This window comes from Paroceanicella profunda (assembly GCF_005887635.2).
Lineage (GTDB): Bacteria > Pseudomonadota > Alphaproteobacteria > Rhodobacterales > Rhodobacteraceae > Paroceanicella > Paroceanicella profunda.
In genome coordinates this window covers 268,386-290,572 of the sequence record NZ_CP040819.1, presented here as the reverse complement: position 1 = coordinate 290,572, position 22,187 = coordinate 268,386, and the positions used below count along the sequence as shown (strand labels likewise).

The window sequence follows — 22,187 nt, the reverse complement described above, 5'->3', positions numbered from 1 at the left end:
CGGAACAAGGCACGCAGTGCCGCCGGGCCAGCGCCCGTCCGCCCCCGGGCGGGCGCTTCGTCGACACAGGCGCCCGCCGGAACTCGGCAGCAACGTCACCATGAACCGCGAGGAGCCCTCTGCTCCGCGGTCATCGCACTGGCAAGGGCCGGTGGAAGGGATGCCGCGCCGCCGGAGCGCCAGTGTCCCGAAGCGTATGCCGGGCCGATGGCCTGACCAGACCTGACCCGAACGAGGCACCCGGCCCGGAACAAGGCGCGCAGCGCCGCCGGGCCAGCGCCCGTCCGCCCCCAAGGGCGGGCGCTTCGTCGACACAGGCGCCCAGGCCGGAGCTCGGCAGAAACGTCACCATGAACCGCGCGGCACAGGCCGGGCAGCGCCCACCCGCGGACAGGCGCCGGCCCTCTGTGGCGCAGGGAAGCCCCGGCAGAGCCGCTCAGGCCCCGGGGCCCTCGGGGTGCCCCCTCACACCGCCAGCACCGCCACCCGGTTCTCCACCATCCGCACCAGGTTCAGCGCTGTCATGGCGGAGGACTTGGGGTTGTCGGGCAGGGGGGCGTTCTCGAAGGTCATGTCCATGCGCCCGAAGGCGCCGGAGGCCACGATGCGGTGGCTGTTGAGCGTGGCGGCGGGGTCAGCCACCATCACCACCTCGGTGCGGTCCAGCCCGAGGCCCGCGAGCGAGGAGATCACCGCCACGTTGGCGTTCTTCGGATAGGCATCGGCGGCCGCCCGCGCGCTGCCGCGGAACACCTCCAGCGGCCCGGTGAGGGCGGCGAGGTCGCAGGCCTGCTCCGCCGGTGTTCCGGCCCAGGCCAGTGCGGGCTTGGTGACGAAATGCTCCACCCGCTCCAGCCCCATAAGCGCCGCGGCGCCGAGCGCGTCCATGCCGCCGAGCGCGCCGGGCGGCACGATGATCTGTGCGCCGGCGGCTTCTGCCCGCGCCAGCAGGTCGGCGAGGAAGGCGTCGTCCACGAAGGCGGAGGTGGAGGAGACGGCGAAGGCCGGGGCCGCGAGCAGCGCAGCCCTGGCCCAATGTGCCACGGAAGGCCGCCCGGCCGCCTCGATCACCATGTCGAGGGAGAGGGCGGCGAGCGCCTCCGGCCGGTCGATCAGCAGCGTGCCCTCGGGCAGGCCGGCGCGCGGGCGCGCGGCATCGCTCACCGCCACGGCGACGAGCTGCACTCCCGGCCGCCCGGCCAGCATCCGCCCCACGGTGGCGCCGATCGCGCCCCAGCCGATGAGGGCCAGGCGGAACGGGTGGCGTTCAGAGCCCGACATAGCGCTGCACCTCCGCGGCGTCGCGCTCCAGCTCGGCCGAGCTGCCCTGCCACACTGTGCGGCCCTTCTCGATGATGTAGTGCCGGGTGGCGAGGCGCTTGAGCACCGCGAGGTTCTTGTCGATGAGCAGGATGGACTGGCCCTCCGCCTTCAGGGCCCGGATGCAGGCCCAGATCTCGGCGCGGATCACCGGGGCGAGGCCCTCGGTCGCCTCGTCGAGGATGAGCAGGCGCGGGTTGGTCATCAGCGCGCGGCCCACGGCGAGCATCTGCTGCTCGCCACCCGAGAGCGTGCCGGCCACCTGGGCCGCACGCTCGCGCAGCCGGGGGAAGAGGGCATAGACCCGCTCCAGCGTCCAGGGGTCGGGGCGCTTCAGCCGGTTGGCGGCGGTGGCGACGAGGTTTTCGCGCACGCTGAGCGTGGGGAACACCTGCCGGCCCTCGGGCACCAGCCCCACGCCGAGCCGGGCCACCGCCTCGGGCGTGGCCCCGGCCACCGGGCGCGCGCCCAGCATGATCTCGCCGGAGAGCGGGGTCATCAGCCCCATCACCGAGCGCACGGTGGTGGTCTTGCCCATGCCGTTGCGCCCGAGCAGGGTGACCACCTCGCCCTCGCCCACGCGCAGGGAGACATCGTAGAGCACCTGGCTCGCGCCGTAGGCGGCCTGCAGGTTGGAGACATCGAGCATCAGGCTTCCTCCCCCTCGCCGAGATAGGCCTCGCGCACCGCCGGGTTCTCGCGGATCGCCCCGGGCAGGTCGGTCGCGATGATGCGGCCGTAGACCAGCACCGACACCCGGTCGGCGAGGGCGAAGACCGCGTCCATGTCGTGCTCGACCAGCAGCATGCCGCAGCGGCTCTTCAGCCCGGCCAGCATGCCGATCATCGCCTGGCTTTCCACGTGGCCCAGGCCCGCCATCGGCTCGTCGAGCAGCAGCAGCCGGGGCTGCTGGGCAAGGGCGGTCACCAGCTCCAGCTGCTTGCGCTCGCCGTGGCTGAGCTCGGAGACCGTGACGCCCGCCCGCCCCTCCAGCCCGGTGCCGGCAAGCGCGCGGCGCGCCTCGGCGGTCAGCCCCTCGTCGCGGCGGATGTCGCGCCAGAAGCGGAAGGAATGGCCGCGGCCCACGTCGAGCGCCATGGCCACGTTCCACAGCACCGTCTCCTCGTCGAGCAGGCAGGTGACCTGGAAGGTGCGCGCGAGGCCCATGCGGGCGCGCTCGGGGGCGGAGAGGGCGGTGACGTCCGCCCCGTCGATGGCGATGCGGCCCTCGTCGGGCGCAAGCTCGCCGCAGAGCTGGTTGATGAGGGTGGACTTGCCGGCGCCGTTCGGGCCGATCAGGGCGTGGATCTCGCCGGGGACGACGTCGAGGGTCACGTGGTCGGTGGCGGTGAGGCCGCCGAAGCGTTTCACCAGGCCGGTCACCTGCAGGAGCGGAGCGGTCATTTCGGCCTCCCGGGGAACAGGGCGCCGAGCGCTGCGATCAGCGCGCGCACCCCGCCGCGCGCCCGCATCACCACGAAGAGCAGCACCAGCCCGAGGCCGAGCTGCCAGTACTCGGTCCAGGAGGCGAGCAGCGTCTCCAGCACCAGATAGGCCGCCGCCCCGATCAGCGGGCCGAAGAGCGTGCCGACGCCGCCGAGGATCACCATGATCAGCAGCTCGCCCGACTTGGTCCAGTGCATCATGTCCGGGCTCACGAAGCGCAGGAAATTCGCCATCAGCGCGCCCGCGAGCCCCGCCCCCACGCCCGAGAGCACGAAGGCCACCAGCCGGTAGCGGTAGGGGGCGACGCCGAGCGCCACCATGCGCCGCTCGTTCTGCCTCAGCCCGTTGATCACGTTGCCGAAGGGCGAGCGGATGAGCCGCGCCAGCCCGGCGAAGAACAGCGCCGCGATGCCGAGGCAGACGTAGTAGACCACCTCCTTGTCGCGCATGTTCAGGCCCGGCAGCTCGTTGGCCCGGCGGATGATCAGCCCGTCATCGCCGCCGTAGGCCTTGAGCGAGACGAAGAGGAAGAACAGCATCTGCGCGAAGGCCAGCGTGATCATGATGAACTGCACGCCCCCGGTGCGCAGCGACAGCGCGCCGATGACGGCCGCGAAGGCGCCCGCCACCAGCACCGCGGCGGGAAGGGTGATGAGCATCTGGTTGGTGCCGGGGACGAGGCCGAGGAACGTCGTCTCGTCGGAGTAATTCTGGTAGAGGATGCCCACCACGTAGCCGCCGATGCCGAAGAAGGCGGCGTGGCCGAAGCTCACCAGCCCGCCGTAGCCGAGGATGAAGTTCAGGCTGGCCGCCGCGATGCCGTAGATCAGGATGCGGGTGGCAAGCGAGGTGAGCGCCGGGTAGCCGAGGGCCGAGGCCAGCGTGGGCAGCGCCGCCAGCGCAACGAGCGCCGCGAAGGCCCATAGCAGCGGCGCGCGGCCGGGCGCCTCTGCGCCGTGGGTGAGGTCGATGTCAGCCATTGCCGGCGAAAAGTCCCTTGGGCTTCACGAGAAGGACGATGGCCATGAGCAGGTAGATGCCCATGGAGGAGATGCCGATGCCGAGCGCGTCGGCCTCCGGGCCTGCCATCACCTGGCGCAGCAGGCCGGGCAGGTAGGCGCGCAGGCAGGTGTCGATGACACCCAGGCCGAGGCTCGCCACGAAGGCGCCGCGGATGGAGCCCACGCCGCCGATCACCACCACCACGAAGGTCGAGAGCAGGATCTGCTCGCCCATGCCCACCTGCACCGCCAGCACCGGGCCCGACATGAACCCCGCGAGCCCGGCAAGCAGCGCTCCCAGCCCGAACACCACCGTGTAGAGCAGGCGGATGTCGACGCCGAGCGCGCGCACCATCTCGCGGTTGGTCGAGCCGGCGCGCACCAGCATGCCGATGCGCGTGCGGTTGATCAGCGCCCAGAGCCCCAGCGCCACGAGCAGGCCCACGGCGATGATCGCCAGCCGGTAGGGCGGGTAGAACAGCCCCGGCAAGAGCTCCACCGAGCCCGAGAGCGCCTCGGGCATGGCGGTGTAGAGCGGCTGGCGGCCGAAGATCAGGGTGACGAGCTGGTTTGCCATCAACAGGATGGCGAAGGTGGCGAGCACCTGGTCGAGGTGATCGCGCGCGTAGAGGCGGCGCACCACCAGCGCCTCGATCGCGACACCGGTGAGGGCGGCGGCCCCCAGCGCGGCGGGAATGCCGAGCCAGAACGAGCCGGTCTGCGCCGCCACCCAGGTGCCGGCATAGGCCCCCACCATGTAGAGCGAGCCATGGGCCAGGTTGATCACCCCCATGATGCCGAAGATCAGCGTGAGCCCGGCGGCGAGCAGGAACAGCATCACGCCGAACTGCAGGCCGTTGAGCAGTTGCTCGAGCAGGAGGGTCATGGGCAGGGGCTCCCGGAGAGGCGAGGAAACGGGTGCGGGGGCCGGGCGCATGGCCCGGCCCCCCTGGCGCGGCGCGAGGGGCCGCGCCGGCTCACATCTTGCAGTCTTCGGCGTAGCTGTCGCCGTAGTTCTCCACCACCTTGCCCTTGGTCTTGAGCATCGGCGCGCCGTCCGGGCCCGCGACCACCTCCAGCGCGAACCAGTCCTCCACCGGGTGCTGGTTCGGCCCGAAGGAGAAATTGCCGCGCGGCGAGGCGAAATCGGCCGCGCGCAGCGCCTCGCGGAAGGCGTCCGCGTCCTCGATGTCGCCGCCCGTGGCCTCCAGCGCGGAGGCATAGAGCAGCCCCACCTCGTAGCCCTGCTCGGCGTAGGTGGTGATGGGGCGGTCATCGCCGTAGGCCTGTTTCCAGGCGGCGACGAAGGTCTTGTTCGCCGCGTTGTCGAAATCCGCGTTCCAGTGCGAGCCCACGTTGATACCGAGGGCCGCGTCGCCCACCGCCTTCAGGATCACCGCGTCGAGCGAGGGCTCGGCGACGACCATGGGGATGGTGCCCAGCAGGCCCGCCTGCTGGTATTGGCGCATGAAGGCGATGCCGAGGCCGCCGGGGTGGAACTGGTAGACCATCTCCGGGTTCGCGGCGCGGATCTGGGCCATCTCGGCGGCGAAGTCGGTCTGGTCGAGGCGGGTGTAGATCTCGCCCGCGATCTCGCCCTTGAAGGTGCGCTTGAAGCCGGTGAGCGCGTCCTTGCCGGCCTGGTAGTTGGGCGCGAGAATGAAGGCGTTCTTGTAGCCCAGATCATTGGCCACCAGCCCGCCGGATTCGTGCAGGCTGTCGTTCTGCCAGGCGATGGCGAAGTAGTTCTCGTGGCACTCCTCGCCGGCCATGTTCGACGGCGCGGCATTGGCGCTCACGTAGAAGCCGCCGTTGTCGACGATGTCGGGCACGGTGGCGCCGGCCACGTTGGAGAACACGATGCCGGTGAACAGCTTCACGCCCTCGTTGGTCATGAAGCGCTCGGCGATCTGCCGGCCCTGGCCGGGCTTCAGCGCGTCATCCTCGACCATCAGCTCCACCGGCACGCCGCCCAGCGTGCCGTCCTTCATGGCGAGCTCGAACCCGTCGCGGATGTCCGCGCCGAGGTAGCCGGCCGGGCCGGACAGGGTGGTGATCAGCCCGATCTTCACCGGGTCGGCGGCGAAGGCGGGCAGGGCCGCGCCAAGCGCGGTCAGCATCAGGGCGGCTCGCAGGCTGGTCTTCATCTTGGCTCTCCTTGTCGGGGTGGCGCGCCTCTGGCGGGCGGCCGGTTTTGCTTGTGGTTCAGGCAGTTGCGGGGCTCAGATCACCACCCAGCCCTCGGGCGGCTCCTTGCCGGGGTGCACGACGCCGCACTTGGGGCAGGTGCGGGCGGCCGCGTCGGCGTAGAAGGCCTGGTAGAGCGGCGGCAGGTCCTTCACGATGCTCTTGAGCGACACCTCGACGCGGTTCACCAGCGCGGAGCACGCGAAGCAGTACCACTCAAAGGCGTCGATCTCGTCCGGCTGGCGCTTGGGCTCGATCACCAGGCCGATGGAGCCCTCCTGCGGGCGCTGGGGCGAGTGGCGCACATGCGGCGGCAGCAGGAAGATCTCGCCCTCGCGGATCGGCACGTCGTAGAAACTGCCGTCATCCACCACCTTGAGCACCATGTCGCCCTTGAGCTGGTAGAAGAACTCCTCCACCGGGTCGTCATGATAATCGGTGCGCTTGTTGGGCCCGCCGACGACGGTGACCATCATCCCCGCGTCCTCCCAGATCTGCTGGTTGCCGACCGGGGGCTTGAGCAGATGCTTGTGCTCGTCGATCCACTTGGCGAAGTTGAAGGCGTTCAGGCGCTGTTTCGTCATCGCTGGTCTCTCCTGTGTCGGCGCCGGGGCGGGCCCGCGGCGGGATTTTTCTCTGTCTCGCGGCTGCCTCTTCGGGCAGTTGCGGCGCGCTCAGGCGGTCACGGGCAGTTTCAGCCCGCAGGCCTCGAAGGCGGCACGGGTGGCGGCTTTCTCGGCCCCGGTCAGCTCCAGCATCGGCGCGCGCACGGCGCCGCCCACCTGGCCCAGCAGCTCCTGCCAGTATTTCTGATGCGCCTGCGGCTTCTCCAGCGGGCGGGTGTCGCGCAGGGCGGCGCGCACGGGGTCGAGACTGTCGCGCAGGGCGCGGGCGCGCGCCGCGTCACCGGCGAAGGCGGCGTCGGTATAGTCGCGCATGCGGCGGTCGGCGGCGGTCTGGATCAGGTAGGGCGGCGAGGAGCACAGGTAGAGCTGCCAGTTCAGCTCCAGGATGTTGTCCAGCCACTCCTCCTCCGAGGCGGTGCTCACCAGGATGCGGTCCGAGGCGAGGCGGGTGAGCTCGGCATACATCGGCCGGGGCACCGAGTACTTGATCGCGACGACATTCTCGATGTCCGCCAGCCGGTTGCACAGCTCCGGGCTCATCAGGTAGCCCGAGTCCGGATGGCTCCACAGCGCGATGCCGATGTCGAGCTTGCTCGCGATGGTCTCGTAGTAGCGCAGCAGCGTCTCGTCCTGCGCCTTGAGGAAATGCAGCACGGGGGCGTGGATCACCACGTAGTCCGCGCCCACGTCCTGGGCGTGGCGGGCGAGGTCGATCACCACGTCCATGTTCTGGTCGGAGACCGACATGATGGTCTGGCCCCGGTCGCCGCAGGCCTCCACGGCGAGCTCGAAGCTGCGCTTGCGCTCCTCCACCGACATGGAGAAGAACTCGCCCTGCTTACCGCAAATGAACAGCCCGTCTATGCCGAGCTCCTCCACCCAGTGGCGGATGTTGGCGCGGAAGCCGTCCTCGTCCAGCGCGAGGCTGCCGGGCACGAACGGGGTGAGTGCGGCGGCCCAGACGCCCTTCATCGTGGCAAAGGCATGGGCCTTCGCGTCTTTCTTCGCGTATTTCATCGCTGCCTCGTGGTCGGTTCCGGCGCGGGCTCCTCCGCGAGGGCGCGCCACAGGCGTTCCGGGGTGAGCGGCATCTGCAGATCGCGCCCCCGATCCGGGCCGAGCGCGTCGCGCACGGCGTTGAAGAGGGCGGCGGGAATGCCGATGCAGCCCGCCTCGCCCACGCCCTTGGCCCCGATGGGGTTGGGCGCGGGGGTTTCCTGCTTGAAGAGCGCCACGGCCGGCACGTCGGCCGCGCGCGGCAGGGCGTAATCCATCAGCGAGCCGGTGAGGAGCTGGCCCTCGCCGTCGTAGACCAGCCCCTCCATCAGCGCCTCGCCGAGGCCCTGGGCCATGCCGCCCTCGAGCTGGCCCTGCACCAGCATCGGGTTGAGCACCACGCCCGCGTCATCCACCCAGGCGAGACGCTCCACCGCGGGCACGCCGGTGTCCGCGTCGATGCGCACCACGGCGAGGCAGGCGCCAGAGCTCCAGGCCTCGCCGGCGGCGGTGTACGTCTCGGAGACATGCAGCACGGCACCGCCGGGCAGGGGCGCCGCCGGCGCGGGCAGCCGGGCGGCGAAGGCCTCCCAGCCCAGACGCGCGCCCGGGGCGGAGACACCGTCCGGTCCCAGCGTCACCGCGGCCTCCGGCACGCCGAGCGCCCGGGCCGCGGCGGCGCGCACCTGTGCACCGAGCGCCCGGGCCGCGCGCAGCATGGCCGAGCCGCCGATGGCCGTGGAGCGGCTGGCGAGCGCGCCGGTGCCGTTGGGGGTGGTCTCCGTGTCGCCGTGCAGCACGGTGACGGCGCCCGCGTCCACCCCGAGGGTCTCGGCCACGATCTGCGAGATCGCCGTCTCCCGCCCCTGGCCCTGGGCGGAGGAGCCGGTGGTGGCGGTGAAGCTGCCATCAGGCATCAGGCCCAGCGTGGCGCTCTCCCAGCCCTGGCCACAGGGCTCGACGTAGAGCGACAGGCCGAGGCCCACGGCCTCGCCCGCCGCCCGGCGCGCGGAAACCTGCGCCTTCAGCGCCGGATAACCGGTCTCGCGCTCCAGCGTGTCGAGCAGGCCGGCGAGATCGGCGGAATCGAGCGTCTCGCCGGTGGCGCTGCGGTGGGGGAAACGCGCGGGCGGAATGATGTTGCGCCGGCGCAGCTCCAGCGGGTCGAGGGCGAGGGCGCGGGCCGCCTCGTCCATCAGCCGCTCCATGAGCATCGCCGCCTCCGGCCGCCCGGCGCCGCGGTAGATGCCCACGGCGGCGCGGTGGTCCTGCAGGCCGCGGGCGGCGATGTCCACCGTCTCCAGCAGGTAGGGCCCGGGCAGGATGCGCCCGGCATTGCGCGCCGGCACCACGGCGGAATAGGGCATCCAGGCGCCCTGCGGGTAGTCCAGCCGGGCGCGCAGCCCGGTGAGAATGCCATCGGCGGAGAGCGCCAGCTCCGCCCGGTTCACCGCCCCGCGCCCCTGCGTGGCCGAGAGCAGGTCTTCCGAGCGCGTCGCGCACCATTTCACCGGGGCGCGCAGGCGGGCGGCGGCCCAGGCCACCATCACGTCCTCGGGGTAGATCGAGGCCTTGCCGCCGAAGGCGCCGCCCACGTCCGGGGCGATGACACGGATGGTCCCGAGCGACCGGCCGAGGATGCGGGCGAGGTCCTCGCGGGCGCGGTGCGGGGTCTGGGTGGAGAACCAGGCGGTGAGCGTGTCGCCGCGGCCATCGGCCAGCGCCGCGCGCGGCTCCATCGGGAAGGGGGCGACGAGGGCGTGCCGGCAGGTGACGGAGACGGTCGCCGCCGCGGCGGCGAAGGCGGCGTCCACGTCTCCGCCCGTCCAGGCGGCGCGCATCACCACCGGGCGGTCCTCGCCCTGCGGGATCGGCAGGGGGGCGAGCGTCATCGACACCAGCTCCGCCGCGTCCCGCGCCGCGTCCCGGCTCATGGCCACCACGGCGGCGACGGGCTGGCCGAGCGCGCGCACCGTGCCTTGCGCCAGCACCTCCAGCGGCACCGGGGTCACGTCCTCCACCAGCAGGTTCACCGCCGCATGGCCCTGCAGGTGGAGGTCGCCGGCGGTGAACACCGCCACCACGCCGGGGGCCGCGCGGGCAGCCTGCGTCTCCACCTCCAGCAGGCGGGCATGCGCCTCCTCGGCGCGCACGAAGACCAGATGCAGGCAGCCCTCGGGGGCGAGATCGTCGACATAGCGACCCTGCCCGGTGAGCAGGCGGGGGTCCTCCCGCCGCAGCAGGCGCTGGCCGATCCAGCTCCCGCCGGGGCGGGCAAATGCATCGCTTGGCTTCAAACCGGGCTCCCTCGGGACGGGGCCTCGCGCCCCGTTTCGTCACCCCCGATGAGAGCAGCCGCTCATCTATATGACAATCACGGTTATTCCTATTAATTGATAGGCAGAATCAATAGACGGGACATGCCGATGACCTTCACCCTGAGGCAGTTGCACTGCTTCCTCGCCGTGGCCGAGGCGGGCAGCTTCTCGGCCGCCGCGCGGCAGATGAACATCGCCCAGCCCGCGCTCTCCCAGGCGGTGAAGGAGCTGGAGAGCGCGCTCGACATGCGGCTGTTCGACCGCACCACCCGGCGGGTGGAGCTGACGGAGGCAGGCGCCGAGTTCCGCGGCGCCGCCGGCAAGGTGATCGCGGATCTCGACCATGCCGTGCGCGACATCCGCGACCTCGCGCTGCGCCGGCGGGGCCGGGTGCGCATCGCGGCCCCCCCGCTGCTCGCCTCCGCCGTGCTGCCGCGCGCGATGGCGGAGTTCCGGGAGCTGCACCCCGGCGTGTCGGTGGACCTGGCGGACCTGGGGACGGAGCAGATCATGGAGCAGGTGCGCTCCGGCCTGGCCGATTGCGGGGTGGGCACCTTCCCGCCCGCCGGGCCGGGGGTGGAGCGCATCGCGCTGATGCGCGACAGCCTGATGATCTTCGCCGCCGCCGGCACGCCGTTGGCGCAGGGCACGGGGCCGGTGCCCTGGACCGCGCTCGACGGGCTGCCGGTGATCACCCTCACCCGCGAGAGCGGCATCCGCCTGCTGGTGGAGATCGGCTTCGAGAGCGCCGGCGTGGCGCTGCGCCCGGCCTTCGAGGTGTCGCAGATCACCACCGCGCTCTCGCTGGTGGAGGCGCGGCTGGGCGTGGCGGTCCTGCCCACCTACGCGCTGGCGGCGGTGCGCGACGGGCTGGTGGTGAGCCGGCCGATGACCGGGCCCGCCATCGACCGGGACGTGACGCTGATCCACGCCACGGGGCGCAGCCTGTCCCCCGCGGTGGCGGCCTTCGCCGGGGTGCTGCGGCGCAACGTGCAGCGGCAGTTTCCCGGCCGCGGCGCCGCGCTTCCGGCAGGGCGGCGCCCTCAGGAGGGCTGAGCGCCGACGAGCCCGAGCAGGGCGCGGCCCAGCGGGCTCTCCTCCTCCGCAAGCTCCAGGATCACGTCGAAATGGTGGCGGCCCGGCACTTCCAGCAGCGTGGTCGGGTGGCCCGCCGCCTGCCAGCCCGCCGCATAGGCGCGCGACTGGCGGGAGAAGCCCGCCGGCTCGCCCGCCGCCCAGGCCACCACCGCCGGGCAGCCGGAGGCGGGGGAGATGGTCTCCAGCGGCGAGAGGGCGGAGACGCCGGCGGCGTCGAGCGCGATCCACTCCTGCACGAAGCTCGCCGCGATGGGCCCGAGGTGGAACAGCCCGCTCACCGGCAGGGCGCCGGCCAGCGGCGCGTCCGGCAGGCCGAACGCCTCCTGCCAGCCGGAGGCCATCACGCAGCCGGTGAGGTGGCCGCCGGCCGAGCTGCCGCCCACGTAGATGCGGTTGCGGTCGATGCCCAGGGCCTCGGCCTCGTGCCAGAGCCAGGCAATGGCGGCGCGCACCTCGCGCACGATCTCCGTGAGGCTGGCCTCCGGCGCGAGGCGATAGTCCACCGCCGCCGTCGCGATGCCGTGGCGGGCCAGCATCGGCGCCATGAAGGCCGAATCCTCCTTCGAGAGCGCACGCCAGTAGCCGCCGTGGATGAACACGAAGAGCGGGCGCGGGGCGCCCCCGGAGGTGGCGCCGTAGAGGTCCAGCGCCTGGCCGCTCCGCGTGTCATAGACGAGGTTCAGCCGGGTGCCGGGCAGGGCGCGCGCGCGCTCGGAGCCGGCGCGGTAGGCCGCGAGGGCCGCCTCGAACTGCGCCAGTTCCACGGAGGCGCGGGCATTGTAGTCCACATCGAGCGTGGCGCGCGGCCAGCCGGCTTCGGCAGCGAGATCAGTCATGTACGGAATCCGGAAAACGGTGTGTGAAACGCTGCGCGCGAAGGTGGACCGCGCAGCGCCGCGATGCAACCCCGCTCAGAAGCCGAGCACCCCCGGCAGCCAGAGCACGCTTGCCGGCACGAAGGTGATCAGCGCCAGCGCCGTCACGAGGATGCCGATGAAGGGCCAGATCTCGCCGATCACCTCCGAGAGCGGCACCTCGCCCAGCTTCGCCAGCGTGAAGAGGAGCATGCCGAAGGGCGGGGTGACGAGGCCGATCATGATGTTCACCGTGATCAGCACGCCGAAATGCACCGGGTCTATCCCCAGCGCATGCACCGTGGGCAGCAGCATGGGCACGAAGACGAGGATCAGCGTGCCGGTGTCGATCATGCAGCCCAGAGCCAGGAAGGCGATGTTGATGGCGATGAGAAACCCCGTCTGCGACAGGCCCGCCCCGGAGATCCAGGCCGCCAGCGCCCGGTCGAGCTGTTCCACGGTGATGGCATAGTTCATCATGAAGGCCCCGGCGATGAGCAGCATGATGGTGGAGGAGACACGCATGGACTCCGCGATCGCATGGCCGAGGGCGGCGAGCCCGATCGCCCGGTAGACCGCCGTGCCGATGAAGAGCGCGTAGAGCGCTGCCACCGCCGCGGCCTCGGTGGGGGTGAACACCCCGGTCCAGATGCCGCCCAGCAGCACCACGGGGATGGTCATCGGCACCGCGGCGGAGGCGAGGGCGGTGCGGCGCGTGCCGCGCGGGCCCGCGGGCCGGGGGGCCAGCCCCTGGCGCCGCGCCATCAGCGCGAGCCCGGCCATCAGCAGCACGCCCACCACCAGCCCCGGGATGATCCCGCCGAGAAACAGCGCCCCCACGGAGGCGCCGGAGTTCAGCGCATAGAGCACCAGCGGGATGGAGGGCGGGATGATCGGCGCGATGGTGGCGGCCGCGGCGGTGAGGGCGGCGGCGAAGCCGGGGCGGAAGCCGCCCACGTCGCGCATCATCCGCAGGGCGATCAGGTTCGGCCCCGCCGCATCGGCCAGCGCCGAACCGCTCATGGAGGAGAACACCAGCGAGACCAGCACCGTCACATGCCCCAGCCCTCCGGGCAGCCCGCCCACCAGCGCATCCGCCGCCCGCCACAGCCGCTCGGAGATTGAGCCGATGGTCATGATGTTGGCGGCCAGGATGAACATCGGCACCGCCAGCAGAACGTAGGAGCCGTAGAGCGAGTTCATCACCTGGTCGGCCACGATGCCGAGGTCCTGCCCGGTGACGAACAGATAGGCAAAGCCGGAGACCAGCATGGCAAGCGCGATGGGCACGCGGGCCAGCGCCAGCACGACGAAGCTCGCGATGAGCGTGGTGAGCCCGGCGCTCATGCCCCGTCCTCCCGCCCCAGCGCGCCGCGCAGCGCGTTCACCGTGAGCGCGAGGCCGGTCACCCCCTGGAAGACGGGGAAGCAGAAGTAGAGCCGGTCCAGCGGGATGCGCAGCGCCGGGGTCTTCTCACGCCACAGGAAGGCGATGTAATCCACCGTCACCGGCAGGGCGGCGAGCAGCGCGAGCCCCGCCGCCAGCCCGCCCGCCGCCGCCAGCCAGCGGCCCGCGCGCGGCGGCAGCACCGAGACCAGCAGGTCGAACGCCACGTGTTCGGACTGGCGCACCGCCAGCGCCGCTCCCAGCATCACCACCCACAGGTAGGCGGCGGTGGCGATCTCCTCCGCGCCGTCCGAGGCGGTGCCGAGCACGTAGCGGCTGAAGATGGTCCAGGCGAAGGCCAGCACCACCACCACGAACCCGGCGGATGCAAGCACGGTCGCGCCGAGGCGCAAGGCTCTGGCGGCGCGGTCCAGCGGGCGGGTGAGGTGAAGTCGGGTCATGTCGGGGTCTCCACGCGGCCCCGGCCGGCAGGCGCCCGGGGCGCCCACCGGCCGGGACGGGGTGCTCACTCGGCCATGGCCTGCTTGAGCAGGTCGGCGTCCCACGCCTGGGCGAGGTCGGAGGCGGCGTAGACCGCATCGGCCCGGGCGCGGAAGGGCGCGAGGTCGATCGCGTCCACCCTGAGGCCACCTTCCTTCAGCGCCGCGGCCACCTGCTGCTCGTCGGCATAGCGCGAGGCGTTGTTCTGCGCGGCGGCGGCGAGGGCTGCCGCGCGCACCACCTCCTGCTGCTCGGGGGAGAGCGCGTCCCAGAACGGCTTCGCGATGGCGAAGAATACCGGCTGGACCAGGTGGGCGGTGAGCACGACCTGCTCGGTCACCTCGTTGAACTTCGCGGCGCGCAGGATGGTGAGCGGGTTCTCCTGCCCGTCGATCGCCCCGGTCTGCAGCGAGACATAGACCTCCGACATGCCCATCGGCGTGGGCGAGACGCCGAGGCTCTCGCCCAGCAGCAGCCACTCCGGCGAGGCGGGCATGCGCATGCGCACCCCCTTCAGGTCATCCGGCCCGGCGACATCGCGCGCGGTGCGCAGGTTCACCTGCCGGGTGCCGAGATAGGCGACGGAGAGGATCTCGATATCCATCTCCTTGGAGACCGCGGCCTCCAGCGCGGCGCCCACCGGGCCGGCCATGACCTTCATCATGTGGTCGTAGTCACGAAACAGGAAGGCGCGGTTGAGAAAACCGAACCGGGGGATCTGCGCGGACACCTCGAATGTGTTCATCGTGCTCATCTGCAGCGTGCCGCGCTGCAGGGCCGGCACCTCGGCGCCCTGGCGCACCAGCGAGGAGCCGGGATAGACCTCCACGCTCACGCCCACCTTGGCCGCGGCCACGTCGGCGGCGAAAGTTTCCATGGAGCGGGCGAGGAAATCCGGCGCCGGGCCGGCGGTGGAGAAGCGGATCACCTTGTCCTCCGCATGGAGGGGGCCGGTGGCGAGCAGGGCGGCGCCAAGCACCGCGGCGGCGAGGCGCGGCAGGTTGAAGCGCGGCGGGGCAAGGCGCGGCAGGGCAAACCGGGCACCGGGCGCGCGGTCCGCCTCCTTGCAGCCCCCGTCGGAGGCCACCTGCGGGCCGCAGATTTTCGAAGGCAGGCCGGGCGAGGCGCGGCGCGACGGGGCGAAGCGGTGCGGGAAACGGGTCATCTGTCGGGTCCTCTCTGTCGGGATGGCCGGGCGGGGAGGCCCCGGGCTGTCCGCCGCCCGGTTGTGCCGCTCCCGCCCGGAGGGCTGGGTCAGACCGGCGCGGCGATGGACACCTCCAGCGCGCCGATGCCGGGGATCTCGGCGCGGATGGTGTCGCCGGGCTTGAGGAAGGTGCCGCTGGGCACGCCCACGCCGGCGGGGGTGCCGGTGAGGATCACATCGCCCGGCTCCAGCGTCATGATCTCCGAGGCGCGGGCGATCTGCTCGGCCACCGAGAAGATCATCTGCGCGGAGGTGCTGTCCTGCCGGGTCTCGCCGTTGAGCGAGAGCTTCAGGGGCACGGCCTGCGGGTCCGGAATGGCGGCGGCGGGCACGACGACGGGGCCCATCGGGCAGGAGCCGTCGGTCGCCTTCCCGGCCACCCAGTCGAGCTTGTAGAACTGCTCGGGCGCCATGTTGAAATCCCGCGCCGAGAGGTCCAGCGCGATGGTGTAGCCCGCCACATGGGAGAGCGCGTCCTCCACGCTCACGTACCGCGCGCTGCGCCCGATGACGGCGGCGAGCTCGATCTCCCAGTCGTATTTCTGCGTGCCGCGCGGCATGGGGATGACGGCGCCGGGGCCCCGAACCGCCTGCCGGGGCGGCTTGAAGAAGAAGAACAGTCGCTGGCTCTCCTTGGTCACGCCCGGAAAGCCCATCTCGGCCATGTGGTCATAATAGTTCGCCCCGGCGCAGAGGATCTTGCCCGGCGCGGCCAGCGGCGCGGCGAAGCGCGCACCCGCGGTGGGAAATCCGGGCAGGCCGGCGCTCTCCGCCCCCTCGGCCAGGGCGGTCACCGCCGGGCCAAGCGCCTCCCACTGCGCGAAGATCTCCGACAGCGTGGCCGGCAGGGCCAGCCCCGCGCCCGAGGCGAGATCCGCCAGCCGCCAGGCCGTTTCGCCGCGCACCACGCAGGGCTGCGGCACCTCCTCACGCTCGATCGTGGCAAGCGCCCACATCGCTCTCTCCTTCCTGTCTCGTTCCGGGGCAGCGTGGCGAGGGCGGGGGCCCCTGTCAAGAATTTTGGAAAATCGTTTGGAAAACTTTTCGGAACGTTGACACCGCCGCGCGATCGGCCCTAATGCCCCCATGACCGGACACGTGACGAAGCCGCCCGCCGGCACGCGGGCCGAACAGATCTACCTCGCGCTGAAGCGCGACCTTCTGGGCGGGCGCTACCGTGCCGGGCAGGCGCTGCTGACCCGCGAGCTGCTGGCGCGGCACGACTGCGGCATCAGCCCGCTGCGCGAGGCGCTGGCCCGGCTGGTGGGCGAGGGGATGATCGTGGCCGAGGGGCACCGCGGCGTGCGCGTGCCCGAACCCTCGGTGGCCGAGCTGACCGACCTCTACCGCATGCGGCTGCTGCTGGAATGCGAGGCCCTGCGCCTGTCGATGGCCGCCGGCACGCCGGAATGGGAGGCACGGGTGCGCGCGGCGGAAGCCGGGCTCGCCGCCGCCGCCATCCCGCCCCCGGGGGAGACGCCGGCCGGCCGCGGCGACGCCGTGATCGCATGGGAGCGCCGGCACCGGGAGTTCCACACCGCGCTGATCGGCAACGCCCCGGCGCCGCTGCTGCTGCAGACCATCGACAGCCTGGTGGACCGCACCGAACGCTACCGCGCCCTGCGCCTGGTGGGCGGCGACGTGCAGGCCATCCTCGCAGGCTCCGCCGCCGAGCACCGGGCCCTCGTCATCGCCGTGCTGGGCCGCGACCCGGGCGCGGTGGAGATGCTGCGCACCCACCTCGACCGCACCCGCGCCGCCGTGGAGGACATCCTGCACCACATGCCCGCCTTCGCGCGGAGCTGACCCCGCGCGCCGCAACGCAGACACCGCTGGCGACAGCACGAAGGCAGCCATGGGTGGCAGCCGAAGGCGACAAGCCGGAGGTCGCAGCCGCCCGAGCAGAGGTCACAGGCGGCGAGGGGCGCGTCACGCCATCACTACAGCCGGAAACGCCCGGTTGCCGCGCCCGACACCGGATGCGCAGCACCCGGCCGGGAGGAAAGAAGCGGACACCGGCAAGTGGCCGCATCGCGGAAGAGCCCCGGCCATCCCCTCCGCCCGGTGACGGGCCGGGGGCTCCCGTCCTGCGTCGACCCGCCCTGCAGGCGCGTCTCCTGCGGTTTGGGCCGGGCCGCGCTGACGCGCGGCAGGCGGCAGGCGGCAGGCGGCAGGCGGCAGGCGGCAGGCGGCAGGCGGCAGGCGGCAGGCGGCAGGCGGCAGGCGGCAGGCGGCAGGCGGCAGGCGGCAGGCGGCAGGCGGCAGGCGGCAGGCGGCAGGCGGCAGGCGGCAGGCGGCAGGCGGCAGGCGGCAGGCGGCAGGCGGCAGGCGGCAGGCGGCAGGCGGCAGGCGGCAGGCGGCAGGCGGCAGGCGGCAGGCGGAGAACTCCCCCGAAATGATAGCAATGTCAAAGGGTCATGCGGCGCGCCTCACACGCGGTGACGGTTCGCATCCACTGCGCGCTGTGCCCAGTCCAGCGCCAGGTCGGGGTCATCCAGACAGGCCTCGGGCAGGCTGTAGAAGCGGTGGATGACCACCTCGCGCCCGGATTTCCGCCGGGTGTAGCTGAAGGGCACGCTGCCCTCCGCGGCGAGATCGGCGCGCATCGCCTCGTCGGTGCACAGGTAGAAGGTGTCCCCCAGGACGACGCCGAACTGCACCCCGTCGAGGCGCATCGACCAGCCGCCGAACAGCCGGGTGACCGTGATCGGCCCCAGCGGCTCCAGCGCCTCGAGCATGTGCATCACGAATTCCGTCGGCTGCGCCCGCGCCATCGCGTCCTCCCCGCTTCGGGGCGAAGTGTGACGGCGCGGGGGCCGCCGCGTCAAGCTACCGCGCCATCATCTGCTCGGGCAGCCAGGTGACCAGCCCCGGCCACAGGATGAACAGGAGCAGCATGCCCACCTGGATGAGGAAGAAGGGCACCACGCCGCGATACACCTCGCCCATGCCCACGCCGGGCGGCAGCACGCCCTTGAGGTAGAACAGCGTGTAGCCGAAGGGCGGGGTGATGTAGGCCATCTGCGCCGTGATCATGAACAGGATGCCGAACCACAGCGGGTCGAAGCCGAGCTCGCGCACGATGGGCAGGAACACCGGCACGCAGAGCAGGATGATGCCGATCTCGTCGAGAAACAGCCCGAGGAAGATCAGCACGCCCAGGATCGCCGCCAGCACCAGCCAGCGCGAAGCCTCCATGCCGCGGATGAAATCCAGCAGCCCGTCGGCCCCGCCGGTGGCGGTGAAGACCGAGATGAAGGTGCGCGCGCCGATGGTGATCCACAGGATCATCGCCGTCACCTTCAGCGTGTCCGTGGCCGAGGCGGAGAGCTGCGCCACCGTGAGCCGCCCGGTGACCAGCGCCGAGATCACGGCGCCGAGCACGCCCACGGCCGCCGCCTCGGTGGGGGTGGCGATGCCGGCATAGATGGTGCCGAGCACGCCCAGGATGATCAGCCCGGGCAGGATGAGCGTGCGCAGGGCGGCGAGCTTCTCGGCCGCGGGCACGCGCGGCTCCTCCGGCCCCGGGCGCGGGGCGAGGGCGGGGTTGAGCGTGGTGCGGATGAGGATGTAGGCGCAATAGGCAAGTGCGAGTGCGAGGCCCGGCACGATGCCGGCGATGAACATCTGCCCGATCGAGATCTGCGCGGTGATGGCATAGACGATGGTCACCACCGAGGGCGGGATCAGGATGCCCAGCGTGCCGCCGGCGCAGATCGCCCCCAGCGCCATCGGCCGGTCATAGCCGCGCGTCATCATCGAGGGCAGGGCGAGGATGCCCATTGCCGCCACCGCGGCCCCCACCACGCCGGTCATCGCCGCCATCACCGTGCAGATGGCGATGGTGCCGATGGCGAGCCCCCCGGGCAGCCGGCCGAACCATTTCTCCATCGCGGCGTAGAGATCCTCGATGATGCCGGATTTCTGCAGGATCGAGGCCATGAGGATGTAGAGCGGAATCGCCATCAGCGACTCCGAGGTCATGGTCTCGAAGGTGTTGAGGACCGAGACGATCAGCGCCCCGGAGCCCCAGACCGCGATGGTGAAGGTGAAGGCGACCGAGCCCAGAACGAAGGCCAGCGGCGCGCCGGTGAGCATCAGCCCCACCAGCGCGAGGAACATCGGGATGAGCACGAAGGACGAGCCAGTCATGCCTGCGCCTCCCGGCCGCGCGCATCGCCATGGGCGAGGAACACGAGGTCCGCCGCCGCCTGCAGCGACAGGAGGATGGTGGCGAGCGGCAGCATCGCCTTGGCCGGCCAGATCACCGGGTTCCAGGCGGAGAAGCTGGTCTCGCCATAGCTCCAGGACTGCCAGGCCAGCGGCAGAGCGAACCAGGTGAGGATGGCGCCAAACACCAGCGCCATCACCGCCGCGATGGCCGCGAGCACCGTGCCGGTGCGCGGGCCGGCCTTCGCGGAGAGGATGTCCACCGCCACGTGCCCGCCCACATGCAGCAGCCAGGGGCCGCCGAGCAGGAAATAGGGCCCGAAGAGCAGGGTGGCCAGCTCCGGCCCCCAGCCGGTGGGAGCGTTGAACGCGTAGCGCGACACCACCTCCCACAGCATCAGGACCACGATCACGAAGACCAGCCATTTCACGACCCGGAACAGCGTCCGGTTCAGCGCGGTGACGGCAGCGGCGGCGGCAAGCATCGGCAGGGGCCTCGCGGGCAGGCGCCGCGGCGGGGATGGCCCCGGGGCGCGGCGGAAACGGTCAGCCCCCCGGCCGGGCCGCGCGGGCCCGGGCCGGGGGGCACGGTGTCAGGAGATCAGGCGTCCAGCAGGCCGAGATCCTGCATGAAGCTCATCTGGGACTCGAGGATCTTCGTGGCCAGCGCATCGCCGTTGGTGGCCTTGCGCCAGGCCTCCACGGCGCGGCCTCGGTTCTCCTGCACGTCCGCCGCATCGAGGCGGATCACCTCCACGCCCGCGTCACGGTATTTCTGCAGGTACTCCACGTTCTTCACGATGATGTCCTGGCGCAGGGCGCCTGAAATCTCGCGCGCGGCCACCGCCAGAACAGCCTTGTTCTGCTGTGACAACGCCTCGTAAGCCCTTGTGTTCGCGACATAGGCCGTGGCCGTGGTGGGCTGGTGGAAGCCGGGCAGAATGATGTATTTCGCCACCTCCTGCAGGCCCTCCTCGTAGTTCGCCTGCAGGTCTCCCCGGTCCGCGAAGTCGATCAGGCCCTTGTCGAGCGCGGAGTAGACCTCCGAGGTGGGCAGCGGCGAGACGGCAACGCCGAACTCCGCCATCACGCTGGAGGCGAGGCCCACGAAGCGCCCCTTCTTGCCGCTCATCTCCGCGATGGTGTTGAGCGGGATCTTGGAGTGGATCGGCTCCTCGCCGTAGATGGTCGGCGCGATGTAGCTCAGCCCGGCCGGCGCATAGCTCTCGCGCGCCATCTCCAGCCCGCCGCGCTCATAGAACCAGGCCTCATACTGGTCCGGCTCCGGAAAGCCGAAGGGCACGGTGGAGGTGAAGCCATGCGCGGGGATCTTGCCGGCGGTGTAGCCGTCGAAGGTCTTCATCATCTCGAAGGCGCCGCCGCGCACCGCGTCGAAGGCTTGGGCGGCGGGCACGATCTGGCCGCCGGCGAAGGTCTGGATCTCGAAGGCGCCGCCGGTGAGCTCGGACACGCGCGCGGCGAACTTCTCCTCGTAGACCTGCGGGTTCGTGCCCCCGCCCCAGAGCGCCTGCATGCGCCAGCGCACCTTGTCCTGCGCGCGGGTGGCCAGGCTGCCGGCGGCAACGATGGCCGGTGCAGCCAGCGCGGCGCCGGTAAGACGGGTGAGCGCCTTGCGGCGGGTGAGTCGATTCATCATGGTTTTTCCTCCCCTTGTGGTTTGTTGTTCATTCGGCGGGGCGTGTCACGCCCCGCGCATCTCGGCCAGCAATTCCTGCGCGCGGTCCACGCGCACGTCACGCTCGGCGGCCATGCGCTTCGCGATGGTCTCCACCTCCGGGCCGGTGGCCCCGGCGAGGATGGCGATGTTGCGCCCGTGCAGCGCCATGTGCCCGCGCTGGATGCCCTCGGTGGCAAGTGCGCGCAGCGCCGCCATGTTCTGCGCGAGGCCCACGGCCACGATCACCTCCGCCAGTTCCTGCGCGGAGGAGACCCCCATGATCTTGAGCGCCAGCCGGGCGAGCGGGTGGGTCTTGGTCGCCCCGCCCACCAGGCCCACGGCCATCGGCACTTCCATCGAGCCCACCAGGTTTCCGGCCGCGTCGCGCTCCCACACGCTCATCGAGCCGTAGGAGCCCTTGCGCGCCGCCCAGGCATGGGCCCCGGCCTCGATGGCGCGCCAGTCGTTTCCGGTGGCCACCACCACGGGGTCCATGCCGTTCATGATGCCCTTGTTGTGGGTGGCGGCGCGGTAGGGGTCGGTGGCGGCGAGGGCATAGCCCTCCAGGATGCCGCTCACCATGCGCGCACCGTCGAACTCCTTCGTGGCGAGGGCGGCCTCGGGAATGCGCACCATCGCCCGGCTCAGCCGCAGGTCCGCGAGGTTGGAGAGGATGCGCAGCCGCACCTCGCCGCCCGTCACCCGCTCGGCGATCGGGGCCACGGCCTCGGCCATGGTGTTCACCGTGTTCGCACCCATCGCGTCGCGCACGTCCACCAGCAGGTGCATCACCGCCATCGGGCCGGCGGGGCTCTGCTCGAAGACATGCACCTCGATGTCGCGGCAGCCGCCGCCGAGCTTGACCAGCAGCGCGTCACGCGCGTTCGCCGTCGCCACGATCTCGTCGCGCGCCGAGAGCAGGGCAAGCCGCGCGCCATGCGGATCGCTCAGCCCGATCACCTGCACCTGGGCGCGCATGATCGGGGCGGAGCTGGAGGTGAGGAAGCCGCCATGATCGCGCGCGATCCGTGCCATGTAGGAGGCGGCAGCCACCACCGAGGGCTCCTCCACCGCCATCGGCACCAGCACCTCGCGGCCGTTCACCACGAAATTCGTGGCGATGCCCAGCGGCATGCCGAAGGTGCCGATCACGTTCTCGATCATCCCGTCGGCGGCGGCGAGGGGCAGCGCGGCCGGGTCTGCCAGCAGGGCGCGCTCCTCCGCCGTGAGGCCCACGGCATCGGCCACCGCGCCGAGGCGCTCTGCCGGGCTCATGTTGCGGGCATTGGCGATGCGGGAACTGTAGGCCGCGCTGACAGCGCTGGCCGGGGTCTGCGAACCCATATCTTTCCTCCGGGCAGTCTTGTTGATCTCTTGCCTGCGAACGCTATACGGCGCA

21 protein-coding genes are annotated in these 22,187 nt (G+C 71.7%); 2 read left to right on the top strand and 19 right to left on the bottom strand.

Annotated features, from left to right (window positions below; all coding sequences use genetic code 11):
• Window positions 1–465: 465 nt before the first annotated feature.
• From FDP22_RS19360 to FDP22_RS19320, 9 genes are all read right to left on the bottom strand, one after another.
• A complete protein-coding gene (locus FDP22_RS19360; protein WP_138573521.1) occupies window positions 466–1,281 on the bottom strand; it encodes an aspartate dehydrogenase in 816 nt (271 codons plus the stop codon).
• Window positions 1,268–1,969, bottom strand: a complete 702-nt coding sequence (locus FDP22_RS19355) for an ABC transporter ATP-binding protein (RefSeq protein ID WP_138573523.1) — start codon at window positions 1,967–1,969, stop codon at window positions 1,268–1,270. The genes FDP22_RS19360 and FDP22_RS19355 overlap by 14 nt, the downstream gene beginning before the upstream one ends.
• A complete protein-coding gene (locus FDP22_RS19350) occupies window positions 1,969–2,724 on the bottom strand; it encodes an ABC transporter ATP-binding protein (RefSeq protein WP_138573525.1) in 756 nt (251 codons plus the stop codon). The genes FDP22_RS19355 and FDP22_RS19350 overlap by 1 nt, the downstream gene beginning before the upstream one ends.
• Window positions 2,721–3,746, bottom strand: a complete 1,026-nt coding sequence (locus tag FDP22_RS19345; protein ID WP_138573527.1) for a branched-chain amino acid ABC transporter permease — start codon at window positions 3,744–3,746, stop codon at window positions 2,721–2,723. The genes FDP22_RS19350 and FDP22_RS19345 overlap by 4 nt, the downstream gene beginning before the upstream one ends.
• A complete protein-coding gene (locus FDP22_RS19340) occupies window positions 3,739–4,653 on the bottom strand; it encodes a branched-chain amino acid ABC transporter permease (protein ID WP_138573529.1) in 915 nt (304 codons plus the stop codon). The genes FDP22_RS19345 and FDP22_RS19340 overlap by 8 nt, the downstream gene beginning before the upstream one ends.
• Before the next feature lie 91 nt (window positions 4,654–4,744).
• Window positions 4,745–5,914 carry an ABC transporter substrate-binding protein gene (locus FDP22_RS19335; RefSeq protein WP_138573531.1) on the bottom strand — a complete coding sequence of 390 codons (1,170 nt, stop codon included), beginning with the start codon at window positions 5,912–5,914 and terminating at the stop codon, window positions 4,745–4,747.
• 75 nt (window positions 5,915–5,989) lie between these two features.
• On the bottom strand, window positions 5,990–6,538 hold the full coding sequence (locus FDP22_RS19330) for a 3-hydroxyanthranilate 3,4-dioxygenase (protein WP_138573533.1): 549 nt from the start codon (window positions 6,536–6,538) through the stop codon (window positions 5,990–5,992).
• Window positions 6,539–6,628: 90 nt separating this feature from the next.
• Complete coding sequence (locus tag FDP22_RS19325; RefSeq protein WP_138573535.1) at window positions 6,629–7,597, bottom strand: dihydrodipicolinate synthase family protein; 969 nt, start codon at window positions 7,595–7,597, stop codon at window positions 6,629–6,631.
• Window positions 7,594–9,873, bottom strand: coding sequence for a xanthine dehydrogenase family protein molybdopterin-binding subunit (locus FDP22_RS19320; protein ID WP_138573537.1), 2,280 nt, complete (start codon window positions 9,871–9,873; stop codon window positions 7,594–7,596). The genes FDP22_RS19325 and FDP22_RS19320 overlap by 4 nt, the downstream gene beginning before the upstream one ends.
• Window positions 9,874–10,002: 129 nt before the next feature.
• On the opposite strand from FDP22_RS19320, the gene FDP22_RS19315 reads away from it, so the two are divergent.
• The gene (locus FDP22_RS19315) at window positions 10,003–10,950 is read left to right on the top strand and encodes a LysR family transcriptional regulator (protein ID WP_138573539.1); all 948 of its coding nucleotides are present in this window, start codon (window positions 10,003–10,005) and stop codon (window positions 10,948–10,950) included.
• Here the strand turns inward: FDP22_RS19315 and FDP22_RS19310 are convergent.
• The 5 genes from FDP22_RS19310 to FDP22_RS19290 form a co-directional block, all read right to left on the bottom strand.
• A complete protein-coding gene (locus FDP22_RS19310) occupies window positions 10,938–11,828 on the bottom strand; it encodes an alpha/beta hydrolase (protein ID WP_138573541.1) in 891 nt (296 codons plus the stop codon). The genes FDP22_RS19315 and FDP22_RS19310 overlap by 13 nt on opposite strands.
• Window positions 11,829–11,903: 75 nt before the next feature.
• Complete coding sequence (locus FDP22_RS19305) at window positions 11,904–13,193, bottom strand: TRAP transporter large permease (protein WP_138573543.1); 1,290 nt, start codon at window positions 13,191–13,193, stop codon at window positions 11,904–11,906.
• On the bottom strand, window positions 13,190–13,693 hold the full coding sequence (locus tag FDP22_RS19300; RefSeq protein WP_138573545.1) for a TRAP transporter small permease: 504 nt from the start codon (window positions 13,691–13,693) through the stop codon (window positions 13,190–13,192). Before FDP22_RS19300 ends, FDP22_RS19305 begins: the two co-directional genes overlap by 4 nt.
• A gap of 65 nt (window positions 13,694–13,758) precedes the next feature.
• On the bottom strand, window positions 13,759–14,898 hold the full coding sequence (gene dctP / locus FDP22_RS19295) for a TRAP transporter substrate-binding protein DctP (protein ID WP_138573547.1): 1,140 nt from the start codon (window positions 14,896–14,898) through the stop codon (window positions 13,759–13,761).
• 89 nt (window positions 14,899–14,987) lie between these two features.
• A complete protein-coding gene (locus FDP22_RS19290; protein WP_138573549.1) occupies window positions 14,988–15,896 on the bottom strand; it encodes a fumarylacetoacetate hydrolase family protein in 909 nt (302 codons plus the stop codon).
• Between the two features lie 142 nt (window positions 15,897–16,038).
• Here FDP22_RS19290 and FDP22_RS19285 point away from each other — a divergent pair, with 142 nt between their 5' ends.
• Window positions 16,039–16,746: a GntR family transcriptional regulator gene (locus tag FDP22_RS19285; RefSeq protein WP_170317803.1), complete on the top strand. Its 708-nt coding sequence runs from the start codon at window positions 16,039–16,041 to the stop codon at window positions 16,744–16,746.
• Between the two features lie 623 nt (window positions 16,747–17,369).
• Here the strand turns inward: FDP22_RS19285 and FDP22_RS19280 are convergent.
• The 5 genes from FDP22_RS19280 to FDP22_RS19260 all read right to left on the bottom strand — a co-directional run bounded on the left by FDP22_RS19280 (window position 17,370) and on the right by FDP22_RS19260 (window position 22,132).
• Window positions 17,370–17,714 (bottom strand): TfoX/Sxy family protein, encoded by a 345-nt coding sequence (locus FDP22_RS19280; protein ID WP_138573553.1) that lies wholly within the window; start codon window positions 17,712–17,714, stop codon window positions 17,370–17,372.
• Window positions 17,715–17,769: 55 nt separating this feature from the next.
• Window positions 17,770–19,092 (bottom strand): TRAP transporter large permease, encoded by a 1,323-nt coding sequence (locus FDP22_RS19275; RefSeq protein ID WP_138573555.1) that lies wholly within the window; start codon window positions 19,090–19,092, stop codon window positions 17,770–17,772.
• A complete protein-coding gene (locus tag FDP22_RS19270; protein WP_138573557.1) occupies window positions 19,089–19,595 on the bottom strand; it encodes a TRAP transporter small permease subunit in 507 nt (168 codons plus the stop codon). Before FDP22_RS19270 ends, FDP22_RS19275 begins: the two co-directional genes overlap by 4 nt.
• A 116-nt stretch (window positions 19,596–19,711) precedes the next feature.
• Window positions 19,712–20,764, bottom strand: a complete 1,053-nt coding sequence (gene dctP / locus FDP22_RS19265; RefSeq protein ID WP_138574072.1) for a TRAP transporter substrate-binding protein DctP — start codon at window positions 20,762–20,764, stop codon at window positions 19,712–19,714.
• Window positions 20,765–20,812: 48 nt separating this feature from the next.
• On the bottom strand, window positions 20,813–22,132 hold the full coding sequence (locus FDP22_RS19260) for a hydroxymethylglutaryl-CoA reductase, degradative (RefSeq protein WP_138573559.1): 1,320 nt from the start codon (window positions 22,130–22,132) through the stop codon (window positions 20,813–20,815).
• Between the last annotated feature and the right edge of the window lie 55 nt (window positions 22,133–22,187).